Here is a 20,248-nt window from a genome sequence, read left to right on the forward strand (position 1 = left end):
AACGATCTCTCGAAAAAGCCGTAGGAGAAAAAATGAACGCCGACGCCCCTTCCATCAAAATGCGTGGCGACAAGGTCTGTGTGTTCTATGGCGAAAAACAGGCTCTGTTTGAAGTTGATCTGGATGTGCCGGAAAAGATGGTTACAGCTTTGATCGGTCCTTCGGGTTGTGGCAAATCCACCTTCCTGCGTTCGCTTAATCGTATGAATGATACGATTGAAGGTTGCCGCATCACCGGCAATATCACGCTCGACAATGAGGATATCTACGATCCGAAGATCGACGTAGTTGAATTGCGTGCCCGTGTTGGCATGGTGTTCCAGAAGCCCAATCCGTTTCCGAAGTCGATTTTCGAGAACGTGGCTTATGGCCCGCGTATTCATGGCCTGGCACGCAACAAGACCGATCTGGAAGAAATCGTCGTCACAAGCTTGAAGAAGGCCAGCCTCTTTGAAGAAGTGAAGGATCGTCTGCATGATGCCGGCACTGGTCTTTCGGGTGGTCAGCAGCAGCGTTTATGCATTGCTCGCGCCATTGCGGTCAGCCCTGAAGTCATTCTGATGGATGAGCCTTGCTCGGCACTTGATCCGATTGCAACGGCCAAGGTTGAAGAACTGATCGATGAGCTGCGTCAGAATTACACGATCGTGATTGTCACCCACTCCATGCAGCAGGCGGCCCGTGTTTCACAGCGCACTGCCATGTTCCATCTGGGCAATCTGGTCGAGGTTGGCGACACGGATGTGATGTTCACTGCGCCAACCGAAAAGCGCACGCAGGACTATATCACGGGTCGTTTTGGCTAAACACTATTTCAGCAAAAGCAGGAATCGATTGTGGTTCTGCTTTCCGCGTTTTTAATCGGAGGTCTATTATGGCGTCTCAGCATACTGTTAGCGCATATGACGAAGAACTTCAGTTTCTGACCCACAAGATCGCCGAAATGGGCGGTCATGCCGAGCGCATGGTCGAGCAGTCGGTTGCAGCAATTGTTAATGCCGATAATGCATTGGCACAGCGTGTTATCTCCGACGATCTTATTCTGGATGCAAGTGAGCGCGAGATCGACGACAAGGCGGTGATGATCATTGCCAAGCGTCAGCCAATGGCTGTTGACCTGCGCGAAATCATTGGTTCGATCCGTATTTCGGCTGATCTTGAGCGCGTGGGCGATCTTGGCAAGAACATCGCCAAGCGTGTTGCTGCCGTCTCGGAATCGCGCCAGCCAGGCAAGCTTTATCGTGGGCTTGAGACGCTGGCTGAGCTGGCTTTGACACAGTTGAAAGATGTGCTCGATGCCTATGCAACGCGCTCCGTACAACAGATCAATGTTGTTCGTGATCGTGATGATGAAATCGATGCCATGTACACCTCGCTGTTTCGCGAGTTGCTCACCTATATGATGGAAGATCCGCGCAATATTTCAGCCTGTACGCATCTTCTGTTCTGCGCCAAGAATATTGAGCGCATAGGTGATCACGCAACCAATATTGCCGAGACGGTCTATTATATCGTCACCGGTCTGCAAATGCCTGCGGAACGTCCGAAAGAAGACCTGAGCCACGGTATTGTCGTGGACGAGGCACCTAAATCCTGATGATAATTTACGCCGTATTATTGCGGCGCAAATTCTGAATATATGTAAGAATAGCGCGGCGGCACGCGGTCGATTGGGGGCTTGTATCTACAGCTCGCTGCTTTTTGAATAGGAAATACTCCACATGTCACAGGCACCCAAAATTGCTGTGGTTGAAGATGAAGAAGCTCTGAGCGTGCTCCTGCGCTATAATCTCGAGGCAGAAGGCTATCATGTTGATGCGATCTTGCGCGGAGATGAAGCCGAAATTGCGCTTCGTGAGAATGTTCCCGACCTTCTTATTCTTGATTGGATGCTGCCGGGTGTTTCCGGGATAGAGCTTTGCCGTCGACTGCGCCAATGGCCGGAAACTGAACGCCTGCCGATCATCATGCTGACTGCACGCGGTGAGGAAAGCGAACGGGTTCGGGGTTTGAGCGTTGGTGCCGACGATTATGTGGTCAAACCGTTTTCAACACCGGAATTGCTGGCTCGTGTCAAAGCGATGCTACGCCGTGCCAATCCAAGTGTGCTCTCGCATGTGTTGAAAGTCGGTGATCTTGTGCTCGATCGTCAGCAGCATCGGGTATATCGCAAGGAAAAAGAAATCCGCTTAGGACCGACAGAATTCCGCTTGCTTGAATATTTCATGATGTCGCCGGGACGTGTTTTCTCGCGCAGCCAGCTGCTCGATGGCGTCTGGGGACCGGATATTTATGTCGATGATCGCACGGTTGATGTGCATGTCGGGCGCTTGCGCAAGGCAATCAATGTCGGTCGGGCGCCTGATCCTATCCGCACAGTACGCGGCGCCGGCTATTCCTTTGGGTAATTGCCGGCATCCCGTATCAAACATGAATTTATGCTCCGCCATTCGAGAAGAATGGCGGAGTTTTTATTGCTGGACGCGCTTTGAAAATACCGATTCGCAAAGTTTCAGCTTCGATTTGTTCCAAAATGGCTCGCATCACGTAATATTACATCGATCCGGGTAAAGTTGATCGCCTTTCATTCAGGGCGTGTAAAAAGGCGTTTTTGGGAAAATTTTTTAAATTAAAAATAGCATTTTGAAAAATTACAGGAAAAAGCAAATTAAGGCAGAGATGTGGCCTGTATTGGAGCGCTTTCTATCGCCTGAAATCAATAACTTACAAGAACCGTAGCAGTTTATTAAGGTTTTATTAATATATTTGAATGGTTTGCTGTCAAAATTAACCGCTTAATACAGATCTGTTTTGCTGCTGTAATGAGGGTGATGTGGTTTCAAAATTTGACCCATTGCCTTTTTTTGGCCTAAAAATTCAAAAAACATGATGAAGTTGAGTGACAGCAGAATTTTTGATTTCCGTTTTATTTGGCTTTGCATCGCAGCCTGCTTCCATAGAACCTGTTCAGGACGGAAGTGAGGTTGGATCAATTAAGGGTCGTAACTATGAGATTGAACCATTGATGTGCGCTGCTAAGTGGAAATTGCCTGTTATTGTCGGGCTGTTCGTTGCACCATTTTTGGTGACAGGTTGCACGACGACTGGTGGTTCCACCAAGGCTGAAAAGACCGTGGCAACGAGCAACGTCAAGACGGTCAAGGGTGTCAAGACTTTCACCTATACAGCCAGAGACCGCGAATGCCTTGAGCGTGCAATGTTCTTTGAATCAAATCGTTCAAGCCCCGATGGTTTGATGGCTGTGGGTACGGTTGTGATGAACCGTCTTGCATCGGGCAGCTATCCCAATACGATTTGCGGCGTTGTCGGTCAGAAGAACCAGTTTGCCCCCGGTGTTTTGACACGCAAGATGAATTCAAAGGCTCTGCCTGATGTTCAGGCTGCAGCTGATGCCGTTCTCAAGGGGAAACGTCATCCTTCCTTAAAGAATGCGATGTTCTTCCACACGGCGGGCCTCAAGTTCCCTTATAAAAACATGCATTATGTGCTGGTTGCCGGTGGAAATTCTTTTTACGAAAAGCGTGGTCGTGACGGTCAATTGCAGAACCCGGTTCCGCAGACACCTTACACTCTCGCTTATGTATCGACACCTCAGTCGCCTTCAGTGCCAGAGGGACCATTCTATAATGTGACCACGCAGCAGGATGTCACTGTAGCTCAGGCGCAGCCAACGGTGCAGGTTGCTTTGGCTGAAGCTGCGAAATCAACTCAAACGCAGCAAAATGACGGTACTGGCCCGCAGGCCCGTGGTGATCGTGTTGCAACGCTTCCTGTGAAGCCTGATGAAAAACCAGTGCTGACGCAGGTTGCAAGCTATCAACCCGCATTTGATGAAGCGTCTCCATCTGCCCAGAACGCATCTCTTGGCTACGTGGCCGATAAGAAGCATGTTGATGCAATTGGTGCGCTGCTTCTTGCGCAGGAACGCCCGGAAACACCGCTTTAAGCGGCGTTTTTACCGACTTTACAAGCTGTCCTGATATTCAAAGCGCATTTCGACTTGATATTTTCAAGCCGAAATGCGCTTTGAATTTAGTCATCATTCTTTTTTTGATATTTGTTGCGGTATCGTGCGGCGTTGCGTATTTCCCTGTTTGTGCGATGGGAAATCTCTAATTGTAAAAGGCAATTCGAATATTCCGTACTGCCTCTCGGGAATTGCAGGTCATCGCAGGTTTCCCTGTCCGAATCTATCGAAGTGATGGTGCATGCTGATAAAAGTAAAACGAGTATAGATATAAAAAATAGATTATTCATTTATTATTTCCTGAAATTGTATTAATAATAATGAAAAAAATAATAGTAAATATCTCACGGCAGTGAAATTCTTTCAACCAATAATGCCTGTGTGATTTATTTATTCAGAATAACCGGCACCGGCTGGTAAATAACCATTGGCCTTTCATAGAAGTCAGGCTGGTTTTGCCATGCACGACGATCTGCACGGCGGTCGAGATCAAGCCGCATCATGCAATTGGCAAAATTATCGGATTTTTGTTTAAAACCATAATTGCGGCAGGTTTCTTCATCGGCTGCACGGCGCTGTTCAGGTGTCATGGTCTGGCAGCTGGCAAGCAGGGTTGTCAAACCAAGGATAATCAGCACATTTTTCTTCATAACTGTTGCTTTCGTTGAGCAAAAATTTATTCGGCCGCACAATGAATATAGTGCAATTGCAGTAAAAATAGTGGTGAAATTATGCCTTCTGATACACTGCTACTGATTCTTTCAAAGGTGAGGCTTGCAGCCATATGGCACATGACATGAACACGCCCGTTATAGATCCGGTAAAACTCGAACGTCTGGCCGAAGTGGCCGTGCGGGTCGGTTTGCAATTGCGCGAAGGGCAGGACCTCGTCATCACAGCACCTGTTGTTGCTTTACCGCTTGTGCGGTTGATTGCCAAACATGCTTATAAGTCTGGTGCGGGTTTGGTGACGCCATTTTTCTCCGATGATGCGATTGCGCTGGCGCGTTATGAAAACGCATCTGATGCGAGCTTTGATCGTGCTGCTGACTGGCTCTATGAAGGCATGGCCAAGGCCTATGCCAATGGTGCGGCCCGTCTTGCAATTGCCGCTGATAACCCAATGCTTTTATCTGCACAGGACCCGGCAAAGGTTTCGCGCGCCAATCGTGCCAATTCCAAAGCCTACCAGCCGGCTCTGGAAAAGATTGCAGGCTTTGATATCAACTGGAACATCATTTCCTATCCGAACCCGGAATGGGCGAAACTGATGTTCCCCGAAGACACGGCAGATGTTGCAACCCGCAAGCTGGCTGATGCGATTTTTGCAGCCTCGCGTGTTGATGTCGATGATCCGGTTGGTGCATGGGCCGCACATAATGCAGCATTGCGCACCCGTACGCGCTATCTTAATGGCAAGGCTTACAGTGCCCTGCATTTCAAGGGACCGGGCACCGATCTGACCGTTGGTCTTGCCGATGGCCACAAATGGCACGGCGGCGCATCAACGGCCAAGAATGGCATTACATGCAATCCGAATATCCCGACCGAAGAAGTGTTTACAACACCGCATGCACTGCGCGTTGATGGCCATGTGTCGAGCACCAAGCCGCTGTCGCATCAAGGCACGCTGATTGATGACATCTCTGTCCGCTTTGAATCGGGCCGCATTGTTGAAGCCAGCGCCAGCCGTGGCGAAGAGGTTCTCAACAAGGTTCTGGATACAGATGAAGGCGCACGTCGTCTGGGCGAAGTGGCGCTGGTTCCGCATTCTTCACCAATCTCGCAGAGCGGACTTTTGTTTTACAATACCCTGTTTGATGAAAATGCTGCGAGCCATATCGCGCTCGGCCAGTGCTATTCGAAATGCTTTATCGATGGTGCAAAACTGACGCCGGAACAGATCAAAGCACAGGGTGGCAATTCGAGCCTGATCCATATCGACTGGATGATCGGTTCAGACAAGATTGACGTTGATGGTGTTAATGCCGATGGCAGCCGCGAGCCTGTCATGCGTGGCGGCGAATGGGCCAATTGATATAGAAAAGGCCGGGAATTTCCCGGCCTTTTCTTTACAGTCGCAGGACTATTCATTTTGGTGTTATGACGTGTCGAAAATGGTGGATTTCGAGAACCGGAGCGGAATGTACTTAAAGCTACATGAGCACCGGAAACGCAGAAAAACGCCATTTGCAGACCGTCAGAGCGTCAAAATCAGTTCTTTTCCTGAACATGGGCTTCCAGGAACCACAGTGCCTTATCGAGGCTGCGCGAAGCGGCAGTGAAAATATCTGCCGTGGTGTCATCACCGGCTTCATCCGCATCCTTGATAGACTGGCGCACGAGATTGGCCACGTCACCATAGCGCTCGATCAGCTCTGCCAGATGGTCGTGCACAGCATAAATATCGGTCGGATAGGCTTTGAGCTTGGTGTCTTTGGCGACAACCTGTGTTGTGCCATAGGCCGTTCCACCAAGCTGCACAGCGCGTTCAGCAATTGTGTCAGAGTGCTCGTCCAGCTCTGAACGGAACGTATCGAGCAATTCATGCACGGCAATGAACTGTGGACCTTTAAGGTTCCAGTGCGCCTGCTTGGTGATGAGGGCAAGATCAATGGTCGCAGCCAGATTTTCATTCAGCAGCGCGATCATTGTGGTCTTGGTATTGGAGGGAAGATCGTTGCGGGTTGCATGCATCGACTTCTTGGACATTTGATCCTCATATCCTTTATATGATCCGACTTAATGTAACAGTGATTGGTCATCACTGAGTGAAAGCAGATTCGCTTTCTGAAACCGTCCCGCCGGATCTCAATGTAAGGCCGGTTCGGACAGGGTAATTGAATTCCACCCCGCATCCAGCATTAAAACGCTCTGCATTGAGTTTTGTTCCTTTAAACTCCCGTAAATTTATTTCTTTTCATGGGTTTTACTTGTGGCACAACGATTTCTGATTTACCCGGTGGCTTATGAAGATACTTGCCCTTGATACCGCTTCTTCCTGGTGTGCTGCCGCAGTTTATGATTCCGGCACCGATATGGTTCTTGCCCAAATCAGCGAGAATATCGGAAAAGGTCATGCTGAAGTGCTGATGGACTATATAGAGCGGGCAATGGCTCAATCTGCTGTTGTCATGACTGAGCTTGATCGCGTGGCGGTCAATATTGGTCCGGGTTCATTTACCGGTGTGCGGATTGGAGTTTCGGCAGCACGCGGTTTTGCGCTGGCGCTTGAACGCCCGGCAATCGGGATCAGTGCTTTTGATGCGCTTGCCTGTGAAGTGGCCATCAGTCACCCCGGGCAGCCGGTTCTTGTGCTGTTTGAAGCGCATCGCGGTGAAATCTACGCGCAGGCTTTTGGTGCGGATATGCTTGCTATAACAGGCCCGATGGTACTCTCCCGTGATGAGGCGCTGGCGCTTGTCCGGCAGCAATCCTCAGAGACGGTACTGGCTGGTTCTGCCGCCGCTGCACTTAACGAGATTCTGGCCGGAACATTCAGCACGGCACAAACCGGACCCACGGGACGGATTGGCACTTTTGCCAAACTTGCAGCATTGCGTGAGCCGGGTGCTGCGCCAAAACCGCTTTATATGCGTGGACCGGATGTAAAACCCCAAACCGGTTTTGCGCTGCCGCGCAAGGTGGGCGGAGAATAGGATGCTGGGTTTTTTGCTACAGCACTTTGGCCGCAGACCGGTTTCGGTCGAGCCTCTTGATGTGCACGATAGCGCAGAAATCCAGCGTATCCATGCGCTTTCTTTTCACCATGGCTGGAGTTCGGATGATTTTCGCTCGCTGATTGCGCAGGATAATGTTTTTGGCTTTGTAGCCAGGCCTGATCGTCAGCCGGACAAGGCCTGTGGTTTTGTGCTGGCACGACTGGTTGCAGGTGAAGCGGAAATTCTCACGATTGCGGTTTCCGATAATGTGCGCAAACAAGGTGTGGGCCGCGCATTGATGGATGCGGTTTTGCGTTATCTCTATCAGGAACGGGCAGAAACGCTGTTTCTGGAAGTTGATGAAAGTAATGTGGCGGCATTGGCTCTCTATCGACGCATCGGTTTTAACAAGGTTGGCGATCGCCCGGCCTATTATGAGACAGAAAATGGTCGTTCTTCGGCTTTCATTTTGCGACGCGATCTGGTGAGGCCGCAATGATTGGTGCAATCCGCATCATTCTGGTCGTGGGCGCGATGGTTGCACTCAGCCTGTCGCTCATTCCGGTACAATATGTGTTTTTACGGCTTAAAAATACATGGAAGCGCCGTCTGCCGAATTTCTTTCACCGCATCATCGCACGATTGTTTGGTTTTCGCATCACGATTGTTGGCGAGATGGCGGAAGACAGACCGCTGCTGCTGGTCGCCAATCATACATCATGGAGCGATATTGTCGTTCTTTCGGCAGCGGGACAAGTGTCTTTCATTGCAAAGTCGGAAGTGAAAAACTGGCCGGTATTCGGCTTTTTTGCCGTGTTGCAACGCACGGTCTTTGTTGAGCGGGAGCGACGCGGCAAGACCGGCGAACAAACCTCCGACATTGCAAAACGTCTGGCCGATGGTGATGCGATGATTTTGTTCCCGGAGGGGACGACTTCTGATGGCAATCGGGTTTTGCCATTTAAAACTGCGCTTTTTGGAGCAGCACATGCAGCCATTCGTGAAGCGGGTGTTGAGCAAGTGCTCGTGCAGCCGGTCGCCATTGCCTATACTGGTGTGCATGGCATGGCGATGGGCCGCTATCATCGACCGATTGCCTCATGGCCGGGTGATGTTGAGTTAATGCCGCATCTCAAGGGGATTTTGAAAGAAGGCGCAATTGACGTTGAAATACGTTTCGGTGAGCCGATTGTGGTGACAGCCGAAACAGACCGCAAGGCGCTGGCCCGCAGCATGGAAAGCCGGGTGAGAGTATTGTTGCAGACCTCGCTTCTGGGACGTGAGATCGCGGAAGATTGACATTTGGTAAGTTTGTCGCCTTTCAAAGCGATGATAAAACCGCTAGATAGCCGTCTATGAGCGAAAACATGACCGATATTCAAAAAACATCAGATGGCAGCAACACACGTAAAGTGTTTGTAAAAACCTATGGCTGCCAGATGAATGTCTATGACAGTCAGCGCATGGCGGACAGCCTTGCGCAAGAAGGCTATGTCACGACTGACACGCCGGATGATGCCGATCTGGTGTTGCTCAATACGTGTCATATTCGCGAAAAAGCATCGGAAAAGCTTTATTCGGCGCTGGGTCGCCTGCGCAAGATGAAGGATAAGCGCGGACCGGATGGCAAGGAATTGACCATTGGCGTTGCCGGTTGCGTTGCACAGGCTGAAGGACAGGAAATTCTGCGCCGTGCGCCCAATGTCGATCTGGTTATCGGACCGCAGACCTATCATCGTCTGCCCAATGCGCTGGCGCGGGTACGTCGCGGCGAAAAGGTTGTCGAAACCGAATATGCGATCGAAGACAAATTCGAGCATCTGCCGGCGCCAAAGCGTGAAGAAACCCGCAAGCGTGGTGTTTCGGCTTTTCTGACCGTTCAGGAAGGCTGCGACAAGTTCTGCACTTTTTGTGTGGTGCCTTATACGCGCGGCTCTGAAGTCTCGCGCAGTGTTGCGCAGATTGTCGCTGAAGCCGAGCGGCTTGCTGATAGTGGCGTACGTGAACTGACCCTTCTGGGCCAGAACGTCAATGCATGGCATGGTGCGGGTGATGATGGCCGTGAATGGGGGCTTGGCGAATTGCTGTTCCGCCTTGCACGTATTCCCGGAGTGGCGCGTCTTCGCTATACAACCAGTCATCCGCGCGACATGGATGATGCTTTGATTGCAGCGCATCGCGATCTGCGTCAGCTGATGCCTTATCTGCATCTGCCGGTTCAGGCCGGGTCAGATCGTATTCTCAAAGCCATGAACCGCCGCCACAAGGCCGATGAATATATCCGTCTTGTCGAGCGTATCCGCGAAGTGCGCCCGGATATGGCGCTTTCGGGGGATTTCATTGTCGGTTTCCCCGGTGAAACCGATCAGGACTTTGAAGATACGATGCAATTGGTGCGCGACGTGCATTACGCGCAAGCCTATTCGTTCAAATATTCGCCACGCCCCGGAACGCCGGGTGCTGATCTGCCCGATCATGTGGAGGAGGCGGTCAAGGACGAGCGCTTGCAGCGCCTTCAGGCATTGCTCAATGAACAGCAATATGCCTTTCAGGATTCACTTGTTGGCCGCGAAATGGATGTGCTTCTGGAAAAGAAGGGTCGCTTTGAGCGCCAGATGGTTGGTCGTTCGCCATGGCTTTTGCCTGCGATCATCGATAATAATGATGATCAGGTCGGTGAAATTATCCGCGTAAAAATTACGGGGACTGGTACCAATAGTCTTATTGCGCAAAAGCTTGTCTAGGCGCATGATGCCATTGAAGCAGTAGTCGCGGTGCGTAGTCTTTGACCGAACATTCTGCTGGTACTGCGATTGCAATGCGTGAACCTTTGGGAGATGCGTTTGAGCGCTACGGAAAAACTTAAGCCTGCCAAGCCAACCGTCCATACGCAAACAAACACAATTTCAAGCCCGGCTGCGAGTTCTGCTAAAACTGCCACATCCGGGGCTTCCGATATGGCCCATATCGTCCTCACATTCGACAATAACCGGCTTGCCAGTGCGCTTTACGGTCAGTTCGATGAGAATCTGGCACGCATTGAGCAGAAGCTCGGCGTTGATGTGCGTTCGAAGGGCAATCAGCTTTCCATTCGCGGAGAGCCGACAGCGACCGAACAGGCGCGGCGTGCACTGGATAATCTCTATGAAACATTGCAGAAGGGCCATGAACTTGGACCATCCGATGTGGATGGCGCACTGCGCATGGCCATCGCTGCCGATGATCAGCTGACGCTGCCAACCCTTGAAAACAAGGGCAAGCTTTCATCGGCGCAGATTTCCACCCGCAAGAAGACGATCTTTGCCCGCACGCCGGTTCAGGACGCCTATATGCGTGCCTTGGAACGCTCGGAACTGGTTTTTGGTGTCGGGCCAGCCGGAACGGGCAAGACCTATCTGGCTGTTGCCCATGCAGCCATGTTGCTTGAGCGCGGTCTGGTCGAGCGGATCATTTTGTCGCGTCCGGCTGTTGAAGCAGGCGAACGTCTGGGCTTTTTGCCCGGTGATATGAAGGAGAAGGTCGATCCTTATCTGCGTCCGCTTTATGATGCGCTTTATGATATGATGCCTGCGGAAAAGGTCGAGCGGGCTATCACGGCTGGTGTGATCGAAATCGCACCGCTTGCTTTCATGCGTGGTCGCACATTGGCGCATTCCGCCGTTATTCTGGATGAAGCGCAGAACACGACATCGATGCAGATGAAGATGTTTTTGACCCGTCTTGGTGAAGGCTCGCGCATGATGGTCAATGGTGATCCAAGCCAGATCGATCTGCCACCCGGCCAGAAATCGGGTCTTGTTGAGGCGCTGCGTGTGCTGGAAGGTGTGGATTCAGTGGTCAAGGTGCGCTTTACCGAGAAAGATGTGGTGCGTCATCCACTGGTCGCTGCAATTGTCAGTGCTTATGACAATGATGCCAAAAAACATGCCAGATCAGAATAATTCAAAATTATTCTTGTATTGATGTAGAATAATGGCGATTTAAACTATTCCGTCCGTTTTTCAGCGGACGGCGCTTTTTTAACAACTGGAAGGATAGAGCGGCTGTTTCATGGCAAGCCGCAGCACAAGTGTCAGATAACGCGATCCAGATCGACATTATGATCGAGGCCGGCAACTGGCCGGAAGAAACAGCCCTTGAAGGGCTTGTGAGCCGCTCCGTCGAGGCGGCCTGGGATAATCTCCGGCTTGAACCCGCCAAGAGCGAGCTTAGTCTGGTTTTTACCGACGATGCCTCCATCCGTAAAATCAATGCCGAGTGGCGCAACAAAGACAAGGCGACCAATGTTCTGTCTTTTCCTGCTTATCCTGTGAAGGCTGGCGGGCAACCCGGTCCGATGCTTGGTGATATCATCATTGCGCGTGAAACGGTTGAGCGCGAGGCTCTCACAGAGGGCAAGCCGTTCGATAATCACCTCACCCATCTCGTGGTGCATGGATTCTTGCATCTTTTGGGTTACGATCACGAGACGGAAGAGGAGGCGGAAGAAATGGAACGCCGCGAGCGCGAAATCCTTCATGCTCTTGCCATCCCCGACCCTTATGCTGTATCCGATTTAAACGTTGAAACAGATTGATCATGGCTGACCACAACAATTCCTCAACCGCTGGCGATAGCCGAAGCGACACACAAGACACTGAGGGGCAAAGTACGCAGCGCTCACAATTGAGCGAAAAGCGTTCCCTTCTGGCAAATATTTTTCCCTTTATGCGTTCGCGCCATTCATCGTCCTTGCGTGAAGATCTGGCTGATGCGCTTTCAAGCACTGAAAGCGAGCAGGACTCGGTTTTTTCGCCTGAAGAAAAGGCGATGCTTAATAATATTCTGCGCCTGCGGGAAATTCGCGTTGAAGACGTGATGATTCCACGTGCCGATGTGGTGGCGATTGAAATTACCACCCCTCTTTGGCAAGCGCTGGAACTGTTTGAAAGCTCCGGCCATTCGCGCATGCCTGTTTATGCGGAAACACTGGATGATCCGCGCGGCATGATTCATATCCGCGATGTGCTCAATTATATTACACAGCAAGCCCGTCAGAAGACGGATGAGACGAGTGCTGCCAATTTTGACATGGGGCGTGTGGATCTCACGAAAACCATTGGTGAACTTGATCTCATGCGCAAGGTGCTGTTTGTCCCACCATCCATGATGGCGAGCGGATTGATGGCGCGAATGCAGGCGGCGCATATCCAGATGGCGCTGGTCATTGATGAATATGGCGGCACCGATGGGCTGGCATCGCTCGAAGACATTGTTGAAATGGTTGTTGGTGACATCGAAGACGAGCATGATGATGAAGACATCATGATCTCTGAGGAAGCCAACGGCGTGTTTGTTGTCGATGCACGCGCTGACCTTGAAGAGCTGGCCCAGAAGATTGGTCCTTCCTTTGAGGTGGGCGAGCATGGTGAGGATGTGGACACGGTTGGCGGTCTGATTTTTTCTGTGCTTGGACGTATTCCGGTGCGCGGCGAAGTGGTTCAGGCAATTCCGGGATATGAATTTCATGTGCTGGAGGTTGATCCGCGCCGTGTAAAACAGGTTCGTATCGTGCCATTGTCCGAAGCGGATAGCCACGGCCAGCGGCAGGGTGTAATGCTTCCATTAGAGGGTAATGATGGATCTCAAGTGATCAAAGAGGGCTGATGTTCGAGGGGCTTGCAGGGAAAATAGCGGCTTTGAGCGGCTGGCGGCGTGCGCTGGTCGCTTTTCTCAGCGGCGCATTCGCAACCCTGACGCAACCGCCCTTTGATATTTTCATAGCAGGCTTCATCGCATTTCCGTTTCTCGTCTGGCTGATTGATGGGGCTGTTCCAGATAGGGAAAAAGGGTCGCTTCGCCGCTTTTTCCCTGCCGGACTGATTGGCTGGTGGTTTGGCCTTGGTTATTTTGTGTCCGGTCTATGGTGGATCGGTGCTGCTCTTCTCGTTGATGCTGAACAATTTGCCTGGGCCATACCGCTCGCAGTGCTTGGTCTTCCGGCATTTCTGGCAATTTTCTACGGATTGGCCGCAATGGTTGCGCGGCTTTTCTGGTCTCCCGGAATCGGGCGTATCTTTGCAATGGCCCTTGGTTTTGGCTTTGCCGAATGGCTGCGAACATTTGCATTCACAGGATTTCCATGGAATGCGCTTGGCTATGCGCTGATGCCAACGCCGATGATGATGCAATCTGTCGAGATTGTAGGCCTTGTCGGAATGAGTGTGTTTGCAGCTTTCGTGTTTTCAGCCCCTGCGCTTTTGAGTGGCGGACGTTTTGCAAAGGCCGGCTTGGGACTGGCAATTGTTTTCGTTGCCGCGCATATTGGCTTCGGAGCATGGGTCTTGTCGAATGCGCCAGCGCTCGACACTGATCGGACGACGCTTTCGATGCGCATCGTGCAGCCTTCCATTTCCCAGAGCCTGAAATGGGACAATGACGAGCGGCGTGCGATATTCGATAAATTTATCGCCATGACCAAACAGCAACCGGCAGAGGGTGATCCAAAGCCGGATGTGGTGATCTGGCCCGAAACGGCCGTTCCCTATATTCTTTCATTGACACCGGATGCGCTTGAACGCATCGCCGAGGTGATTGATGATGATCAGGTGCTGTTAACTGGTGCGGTGCGTGAAGAACGCGTGCCGCGGCGTGATCCGCGCTATTATAATTCAATCCTGACGATTGATGGTGACGGCAAGATCATTGATTATACCGATAAGGTTCATCTGGTTCCGTTCGGAGAATATCTGCCATTCGAGCGGTTTCTTCGCAGTTTGGGTCTTCAGGAAGTTGTCGAGATGCCGGGTGGTTTTACTGCTGCCAAGGCGCGTCATGCAATCAATGTCATGGAAGGACAAACATTTCTTCCGCTGATTTGTTATGAGGCGATTTTCCCGGATGAACTCTCCTATACCGGGCGAAAGGTGACAGCGATTGTCAACGTCACCAATGATGCATGGTATGGCGATACGCCCGGACCTTATCAGCATTTTCGGCAGGCGCAGGTGCGTTCTGTCGAGCAGGGACTGCCCCTCGTTCGTTCTGCCAATAATGGTATATCTGCCGTTGTGGATGCTTATGGCCGAATCATCCAGAAATTGCCTCTGGACGCTGTAGGGGTGATTGATGCCTACTTGCCTGAAGAACGTGTCCCATTTTGGGGCACCGCGCCAACCGGCAAACATACTCTTGTGATTCTATTGGCACTATTCGCCATATGCGTGTGGTTGAGACTGTTTTTGCGCAAGCGTTTTCATTGACATGGCAATTTTGTTACGTTGTTATACCCGGGCGGTGACGGTTTCTTCTGAAAACCAGTCAGACTACCTCCCCACAATGATTTTTACCCCTGTTCATATGAACAGTACATGAATGAAAGCTCGCGGTCGCGAGGAGTGAAGTTGTATGATTGAGAATAAGAAGAAGCCCAACCCCATTGATGTGCATGTGGGCAGCCGCATTCGTCTTCGCCGCAATATGCTCGGCCTCAGTCAGGAAAAATTAGGCGAAAGCCTTGGCATTACTTTCCAGCAGATTCAGAAATATGAAAAAGGCACCAACCGCGTTGGTGCAAGTCGTCTTCAGGCAATTTCCTCAATTCTGAATGTTCCGGTTTCCTTCTTTTTCGAAGATGCACCGGGTTCAACGACAAATACACAGGCTGGTTTCGCTGAGGATAATGAAGCGACTTATGTCGTTGATTTTCTTAGTTCCAATGAAGGCGTTCAGCTTACCCGCGCATTCACCAAGATTTCAGATCCAAAAGTTCGCCGTAAGATCATCGATCTTGTGAAGTCGCTCGCTGCTGACAGCGAATAAAGCTGTTGTTGCCGGAACTGCGAACCGGGTTTGCAATCAAGGCCAGCGCTCAATAATGGTTATGTCCTGACCGAAACCCGGCAGGATATTCCATTCATAATGTTTATAAACCATATGCTGGAAAGATTTTTTTCCGGCATATGGTATCGTAACAAGAATATACATTGACGGTTTAATCCTAACTTCGCTAACACAATAATGTACCCGGACCATGATGAAACAGTCCCGGGCGCTACTGTGTTTCCATGACGGGCGTTGGTTCCGTTGGATTTTCAAGAGGGGTTACCCGTGTCGCGCAGTTCTTATCTCTTCACCAGCGAATCTGTGTCCGAAGGTCATCCGGACAAGGTTTGCGACCGTATTTCCGATGAAATCGTAGACATGATCTATAAGGAAGCACGCCGCACCGGCGTTGATCCCTGGTCTGTCCGTGTCGCGTGCGAAACGCTTGCCACGACCAATCGTGTAGTTATTGCCGGTGAAGTCCGTGTGCCTGAGACTTTCCTGAAGAAGAATAAGGATGGTTCAATTGCCTGTGACAAGGCAGGCCATCCTTTGATCAACCCGTCACGCTTCCGCTCGGCTGCCCGCAAGGCTATCCGTGAAATCGGTTATGAGCAGGATGGTTTTAACTGGCGTACGGTCAAGATTGACGTGCTTTTGCATCCGCAGTCAGCTGATATTGCCCAGGGCGTGGATAATGCAGCCGATCGTCAGGGCGAAGAGGGGGCGGGCGATCAGGGTATCATGTTCGGCTATGCCTGCCGTGAAACGCCTGATCTTATGCCTGCACCGATTTATTATTCGCACAAGATTCTCGAAAAGCTGGCAGAGGCCCGGCACAAAGGTGAAGGTGATCCGGGCAAGCTTGGCCCTGATGCCAAGAGCCAGGTCACAGTGCGCTATGAAAACGGCAAGGCTGCTGAAGTAACGCAAATCGTCCTTTCCACGCAGCATCTTGATGCAAGCTGGGATTCCAAAAAGGTTCGTTCCGTTGTCGAGCCTTATATCCGCGAAGCATTGGGTGATCTGCCGATTGCAGAAAATTGCAGCTGGTACATCAACCCGACCGGCAAGTTCGTGATCGGCGGACCGGATGGTGATGCGGGCCTGACAGGCCGCAAGATTATCGTGGACACCTATGGCGGTGCAGCGCCCCATGGTGGCGGTGCATTTTCCGGCAAGGATACGACCAAGGTCGATCGTTCCGCAGCCTATGCTGCGCGTTATCTCGCTAAAAATGTCGTTGCCGCCAATCTTGCAGACCGCTGCACGATCCAGCTTTCCTATGCTATCGGCGTCGCACAGCCGCTTTCAGTCTATGTGGACCTGCATGGTACCGGCAAAGTGGATGAAGCGGCTGTCGAGGACGCGTTGCGCAAGGTTATGGATCTTTCCCCAACCGGCATCCGCAAACATCTTGATCTTAACAAGCCTATCTATGCCAAGACTTCTTCTTATGGCCATTTTGGTCGCAAGGCGGGTCGGGATGGTTCTTTCTCATGGGAAAAGACCGATCTCACCAAGGCATTGAAGGCTGCGCTTTCAGTCTGAGCCTAAATGAATAATGAATCCCATCCTGTACGCGCGGCCGGAAATTTTTTTGGCCGTCGTCATGGCAAGCCACTGCGTCCGCATCAGAATAATCTGTTTGAGGATTTGCTGCCGCGTCTGAAACTTGATCTCGGCAGGTCCGCTCCACAGGACCTGCGGACATTGTTTGATGCGCCAGTTGAAAATGTGCGCATGGAAATCGGCTTCGGCGGTGGCGAGCATCTCTATCATGAGAGTGGGCGTTATCCGCTGACCGGTTTTATTGGTGTCGAGCCATTCGTCAACGGCATGGCCAAAATGCTGGCTGCCCTTCATGAAGCACCACGTACTAATCTTCGTTTATATGATGAGGATGCGACCGATCTTCTTGATTGGCTGCCTGATGCATCGCTTGCAGGCATTGATCTGTTCTATCCTGACCCATGGCACAAGCGTCGTCATTGGAAGCGTCGTTTTGTGAGTGATGCCAATCTCGACCGCTTCGCGCGTTTGTTGAAACCCGGCGCGAAATTCCGTTTTGCGTCAGATATTGAACATTATGTGAACTGGACATTGCAGCATTGCCGCAGACATCCGGCTTTCGAATGGCAGGCGCAAGGCCCGGATGACTGGAAAAATGCTTATGATGGCTGGCCGGGCACGCGTTATGAAGCCAAGGCTTTTCGCGAAGGTCGCACAGCGGCTTATCTTACATTTATCCGCAAGTGATCTATCTCCGATGCAGCTCTTGAAAAAATCAACACCGGCTGGTATATAAGTTTCAAATTCTTGGTCGTTTGAACAAGAGTGGGCCCTCCCGGACCCGCTCTTTTTTGTTACCTGCGACCCTGTAAAGAAGGTTTATCGAGTGAGCGAACACGAACAGGCAGTTGAAGCCGTAACCGCAGATGTCGTAACTGCAGATGCCGTAACTGCAGATGAGCGTATCATCCGCGAAACCGGCATCGATGCAAAAGTAGCATCCATTGTGGAACCGGTGATCAATACGCTGGGTTTCCGCCTTGTGCGTGTGCGCCTTTCCGGTCTCAATGGCCAGACATTGCAGATCATGGCAGAGCGTCCTGATGGCACGATGACGGTTGAAGATTGTGAACTGCTAAGCCGCACAGTGGCTCCTGTTCTGGATGTCGAAGACCCCATCAGCGGCAAGTATCATCTTGAAATTTCGTCGCCGGGCATTGACCGCCCGATGGTTCGCAAGTCTGATTTTACCGATTGGGCCGGGCATATTGCGAGGGTTGAAACGTCGATCGTGCACGAAGGACGCAAGAAATTTCGTGGCCGTATCGTGGTTGATGAAACGGCATCTGAAGATTCCATCGTGATCGAGAGTGATCAGATTTCTTATGGAAATGAACCTGTTGTCCGTATCCCGTTCGAGCTGATTTCAGATGCGCGTCTGGTCCTTACCGATGATCTGATCCGTGATGCGCTGCGCAAGGACAAGGCTCTGCGTGAAGGCCGCATTCCTAATGATAATCTGGGCGATGATCTGGGTGCTGACGAGAACGATAAGACGGAAGATGCTGGGTCAGCAAAAACTGAACCAGAAAAGAAATAAGTTTCAAAGTGAGTTTCAGGCATCCTCTTTCACAAGATGATCGGATGCGTCACCAAGGAGAGACCTATGGCAGTCAGTGCAAACAGGCTGGAACTTCTGCAGATCGCCGATGCGGTTGCACGCGAGAAGTCGATTGACCGGGAGATTGTTCTCTCGGCCATGGCCGATGCGATCCAGAAAGCCGCGCGTTCGCGCTACGGTCAGGAAAGCAATATCCGCGCCGACATCAATGCGAAATCCGGCGAGATCAAGCTTCAGCGTCTGCTTGAGGTGGTTGAAATCGTCGAGGATTATTCCACACAGATTTCGCTGTTTACTGCACGTGACCGCAATCCTGATGCACAGGTTGGTGATTTTATCGCCGATCAGTTGCCGCCAATGGATTTTGGCCGCATTGCTGCCCAGTCGGCCAAGCAGGTTATCGTGCAGAAGGTGCGCGAAGCCGAGCGTGACCGTCAGTATGACGAATTCAAGGATCGTGTTGGCGAAATCGTTAACGGCACCGTCAAGCGCGTTGAATATGGTAATGTGATCGTTGATCTTGGTCGTGGTGAAGCCATTGTGCGCCGTGACGAACTGATCCCGCGTGAGGCGTTCCGTTATGGTGATCGCATCCGCGCCTATGTTTACGATGTTCGTCGCGAACAGCGCGGTCCGCAGATTTTCCTCTCGCGCACCCATCCATCTTTCATGGCTAAGCTTTTCAACATGGAAGTGCCGGAAATCTACGACGGTATCATTGAAATCAAGTCGGTGGCCCGTGATCCGGGATCGCGTGCCAAGATCGCCGTTGTCTCGCGTGATGCATCGATTGATCCGGTTGGCGCCTGCGTTGGTATGCGTGGTTCGCGTGTGCAGGCGGTTGTTGCTGAATTGCAGGGCGAAAAGATCGATATTATTCCGTGGTCGCCGGATGCGGCTTCCTTCATCGTCAATGCGCTTCAGCCTGCTGAAGTTGCCAAGGTTGTTCTTGATGAAGATGCGGAACGTATTGAAGTTGTCGTTCCCAATGACCAATTATCATTGGCAATTGGTCGTCGCGGTCAGAATGTGCGTCTTGCTTCGCAGCTGACTGGCTGGGATATCGACATTCTGACTGAAGACGAAGAATCTGATCGCCGCCAGAAAGAGTTTGCCGAACGTTCGAACCTCTTCATGGAAGCACTCAATGTTGACGAAATGGTTGGTCAGGTTCTGGCATCGGAAGGCTTTGCCTCGGTTGAGGAAATTGCTTATGTTGAGCCGGGCGAAATCGCTTCCATCGACGGCTTTGATGATGAGACTGCCGGGGAAATTCAGGAACGCGCACGCGAATTTCTGGAACGTATTGAAACCGAGCAGGATGATCGTCGCAAGGAACTGGGCGTTGAAGATGAACTTCGCGAACTTCCGGGCCTGACCACTGCAATGCTTGTGGCTGTCGGTGAAGACGGTGTGAAGAATATCGAAGATTTTGCCGGTTATGCGGTTGACGATCTCGTCGGCTGGCGTGAACGCAAGGACGGTGAAACCATTAATCACAGTGGTATCCTGTCATCATTTGATGTTTCCCGCGTTGATGCCGAACAGATGATTCTGACTGCACGCCTGAAGGCTGGCTGGATCACCGAAGAAGAGTTGGTTGCGGTTGAAGCTGACGAAGCTGTAGAAGGTGGTGAAGAAGAAGCCGCGTCGTAAAAAATG

Annotated in this window: 20 protein-coding genes; 18 read left to right on the forward strand and 2 right to left on the reverse strand. The window is 51.3% G+C overall.

Features of this window, described 5'->3' with window-relative positions; translation table 11 throughout:
- Positions 1-32 precede the first annotated feature (32 nt).
- The 4 genes from pstB (at position 33) to FHY56_RS08500 (ending at position 3,967) form a co-directional block, all read left to right on the forward strand.
- The gene (pstB, locus tag FHY56_RS08485; RefSeq protein WP_235889452.1) at positions 33-806 is read left to right on the forward strand and encodes a phosphate ABC transporter ATP-binding protein PstB; all 774 of its coding nucleotides are present in this window, start codon (positions 33-35) and stop codon (positions 804-806) included.
- A gap of 68 nt (positions 807-874) precedes the next feature.
- A complete protein-coding gene (phoU, locus tag FHY56_RS08490; RefSeq protein ID WP_140904742.1) occupies positions 875-1,597 on the forward strand; it encodes a phosphate signaling complex protein PhoU in 723 nt (240 codons plus the stop codon).
- A gap of 124 nt (positions 1,598-1,721) precedes the next feature.
- Complete coding sequence (phoB, locus tag FHY56_RS08495; RefSeq protein ID WP_140904743.1) at positions 1,722-2,408, forward strand: phosphate regulon transcriptional regulator PhoB; 687 nt, start codon at positions 1,722-1,724, stop codon at positions 2,406-2,408.
- A 617-nt stretch (positions 2,409-3,025) separates the two neighbouring features.
- A complete protein-coding gene (locus FHY56_RS08500) occupies positions 3,026-3,967 on the forward strand; it encodes a cell wall hydrolase (protein ID WP_168927603.1) in 942 nt (313 codons plus the stop codon).
- A 407-nt stretch (positions 3,968-4,374) separates the two neighbouring features.
- Here the strand turns inward: FHY56_RS08500 and FHY56_RS08505 are convergent, their stop codons facing one another.
- A complete protein-coding gene (locus FHY56_RS08505) occupies positions 4,375-4,638 on the reverse strand; it encodes a hypothetical protein (protein WP_140904744.1) in 264 nt (87 codons plus the stop codon).
- 134 nt (positions 4,639-4,772) lie between these two features.
- On the opposite strand from FHY56_RS08505, the gene FHY56_RS08510 reads away from it, so the two are divergent.
- Complete coding sequence (locus FHY56_RS08510) at positions 4,773-6,026, forward strand: aminopeptidase (protein ID WP_140904745.1); 1,254 nt, start codon at positions 4,773-4,775, stop codon at positions 6,024-6,026.
- A 176-nt stretch (positions 6,027-6,202) separates the two neighbouring features.
- On the opposite strand, the gene dps is transcribed toward FHY56_RS08510, so the two are convergent.
- A complete protein-coding gene (gene dps, locus FHY56_RS08515; protein ID WP_140904746.1) occupies positions 6,203-6,700 on the reverse strand; it encodes a DNA starvation/stationary phase protection protein Dps in 498 nt (165 codons plus the stop codon).
- A gap of 257 nt (positions 6,701-6,957) precedes the next feature.
- Here dps and tsaB point away from each other — a divergent pair, with 257 nt between their 5' ends.
- The 13 genes from tsaB (at position 6,958) to nusA (ending at position 20,242) form a co-directional block, all read left to right on the forward strand.
- A complete protein-coding gene (tsaB, locus tag FHY56_RS08520) occupies positions 6,958-7,647 on the forward strand; it encodes a tRNA (adenosine(37)-N6)-threonylcarbamoyltransferase complex dimerization subunit type 1 TsaB (RefSeq protein WP_140904747.1) in 690 nt (229 codons plus the stop codon).
- 1 nt (position 7,648) lies between these two features.
- Positions 7,649-8,149 (forward strand): ribosomal protein S18-alanine N-acetyltransferase, encoded by a 501-nt coding sequence (rimI, locus tag FHY56_RS08525; protein WP_140904748.1) that lies wholly within the window; start codon positions 7,649-7,651, stop codon positions 8,147-8,149.
- Positions 8,146-8,949, forward strand: coding sequence for a lyso-ornithine lipid O-acyltransferase (locus FHY56_RS08530; RefSeq protein ID WP_140904749.1), 804 nt, complete (start codon positions 8,146-8,148; stop codon positions 8,947-8,949). The genes rimI and FHY56_RS08530 overlap by 4 nt, the downstream gene beginning before the upstream one ends.
- A gap of 56 nt (positions 8,950-9,005) precedes the next feature.
- The gene (gene miaB, locus FHY56_RS08535; RefSeq protein ID WP_140904750.1) at positions 9,006-10,394 is read left to right on the forward strand and encodes a tRNA (N6-isopentenyl adenosine(37)-C2)-methylthiotransferase MiaB; all 1,389 of its coding nucleotides are present in this window, start codon (positions 9,006-9,008) and stop codon (positions 10,392-10,394) included.
- A 99-nt stretch (positions 10,395-10,493) separates the two neighbouring features.
- Complete coding sequence (locus tag FHY56_RS08540) at positions 10,494-11,591, forward strand: PhoH family protein (protein WP_193556771.1); 1,098 nt, start codon at positions 10,494-10,496, stop codon at positions 11,589-11,591.
- A 128-nt stretch (positions 11,592-11,719) separates the two neighbouring features.
- Positions 11,720-12,226, forward strand: coding sequence for an rRNA maturation RNase YbeY (ybeY, locus tag FHY56_RS08545; RefSeq protein ID WP_140904751.1), 507 nt, complete (start codon positions 11,720-11,722; stop codon positions 12,224-12,226).
- A gap of 2 nt (positions 12,227-12,228) precedes the next feature.
- On the forward strand, positions 12,229-13,296 hold the full coding sequence (locus FHY56_RS08550; RefSeq protein ID WP_235889453.1) for a hemolysin family protein: 1,068 nt from the start codon (positions 12,229-12,231) through the stop codon (positions 13,294-13,296).
- Entirely contained in the window at positions 13,296-14,891 is a 1,596-nt protein-coding gene (gene lnt, locus FHY56_RS08555) for an apolipoprotein N-acyltransferase (protein ID WP_140904752.1), read from the forward strand. Before FHY56_RS08550 ends, lnt begins: the two co-directional genes overlap by 1 nt.
- Positions 14,892-15,036: 145 nt before the next feature.
- The gene (locus FHY56_RS08560) at positions 15,037-15,450 is read left to right on the forward strand and encodes a helix-turn-helix domain-containing protein (RefSeq protein WP_140904753.1); all 414 of its coding nucleotides are present in this window, start codon (positions 15,037-15,039) and stop codon (positions 15,448-15,450) included.
- A gap of 288 nt (positions 15,451-15,738) precedes the next feature.
- Positions 15,739-17,004, forward strand: a complete 1,266-nt coding sequence (gene metK / locus FHY56_RS08565; RefSeq protein ID WP_140904754.1) for a methionine adenosyltransferase — start codon at positions 15,739-15,741, stop codon at positions 17,002-17,004.
- A gap of 6 nt (positions 17,005-17,010) precedes the next feature.
- Entirely contained in the window at positions 17,011-17,712 is a 702-nt protein-coding gene (gene trmB / locus FHY56_RS08570; protein WP_140904755.1) for a tRNA (guanine(46)-N(7))-methyltransferase TrmB, read from the forward strand.
- A gap of 217 nt (positions 17,713-17,929) precedes the next feature.
- A complete protein-coding gene (gene rimP / locus FHY56_RS08575; protein ID WP_235889464.1) occupies positions 17,930-18,565 on the forward strand; it encodes a ribosome maturation factor RimP in 636 nt (211 codons plus the stop codon).
- Between the two features lie 66 nt (positions 18,566-18,631).
- Positions 18,632-20,242 carry a transcription termination factor NusA gene (gene nusA / locus FHY56_RS08580; RefSeq protein WP_140904757.1) on the forward strand — a complete coding sequence of 537 codons (1,611 nt, stop codon included), beginning with the start codon at positions 18,632-18,634 and terminating at the stop codon, positions 20,240-20,242.
- The last annotated feature ends 6 nt before the right edge of the window (positions 20,243-20,248 follow it).

It is taken from the genome of Brucella gallinifaecis (assembly GCF_006476605.1).
Lineage (GTDB): Bacteria > Pseudomonadota > Alphaproteobacteria > Rhizobiales > Rhizobiaceae > Brucella > Brucella gallinifaecis.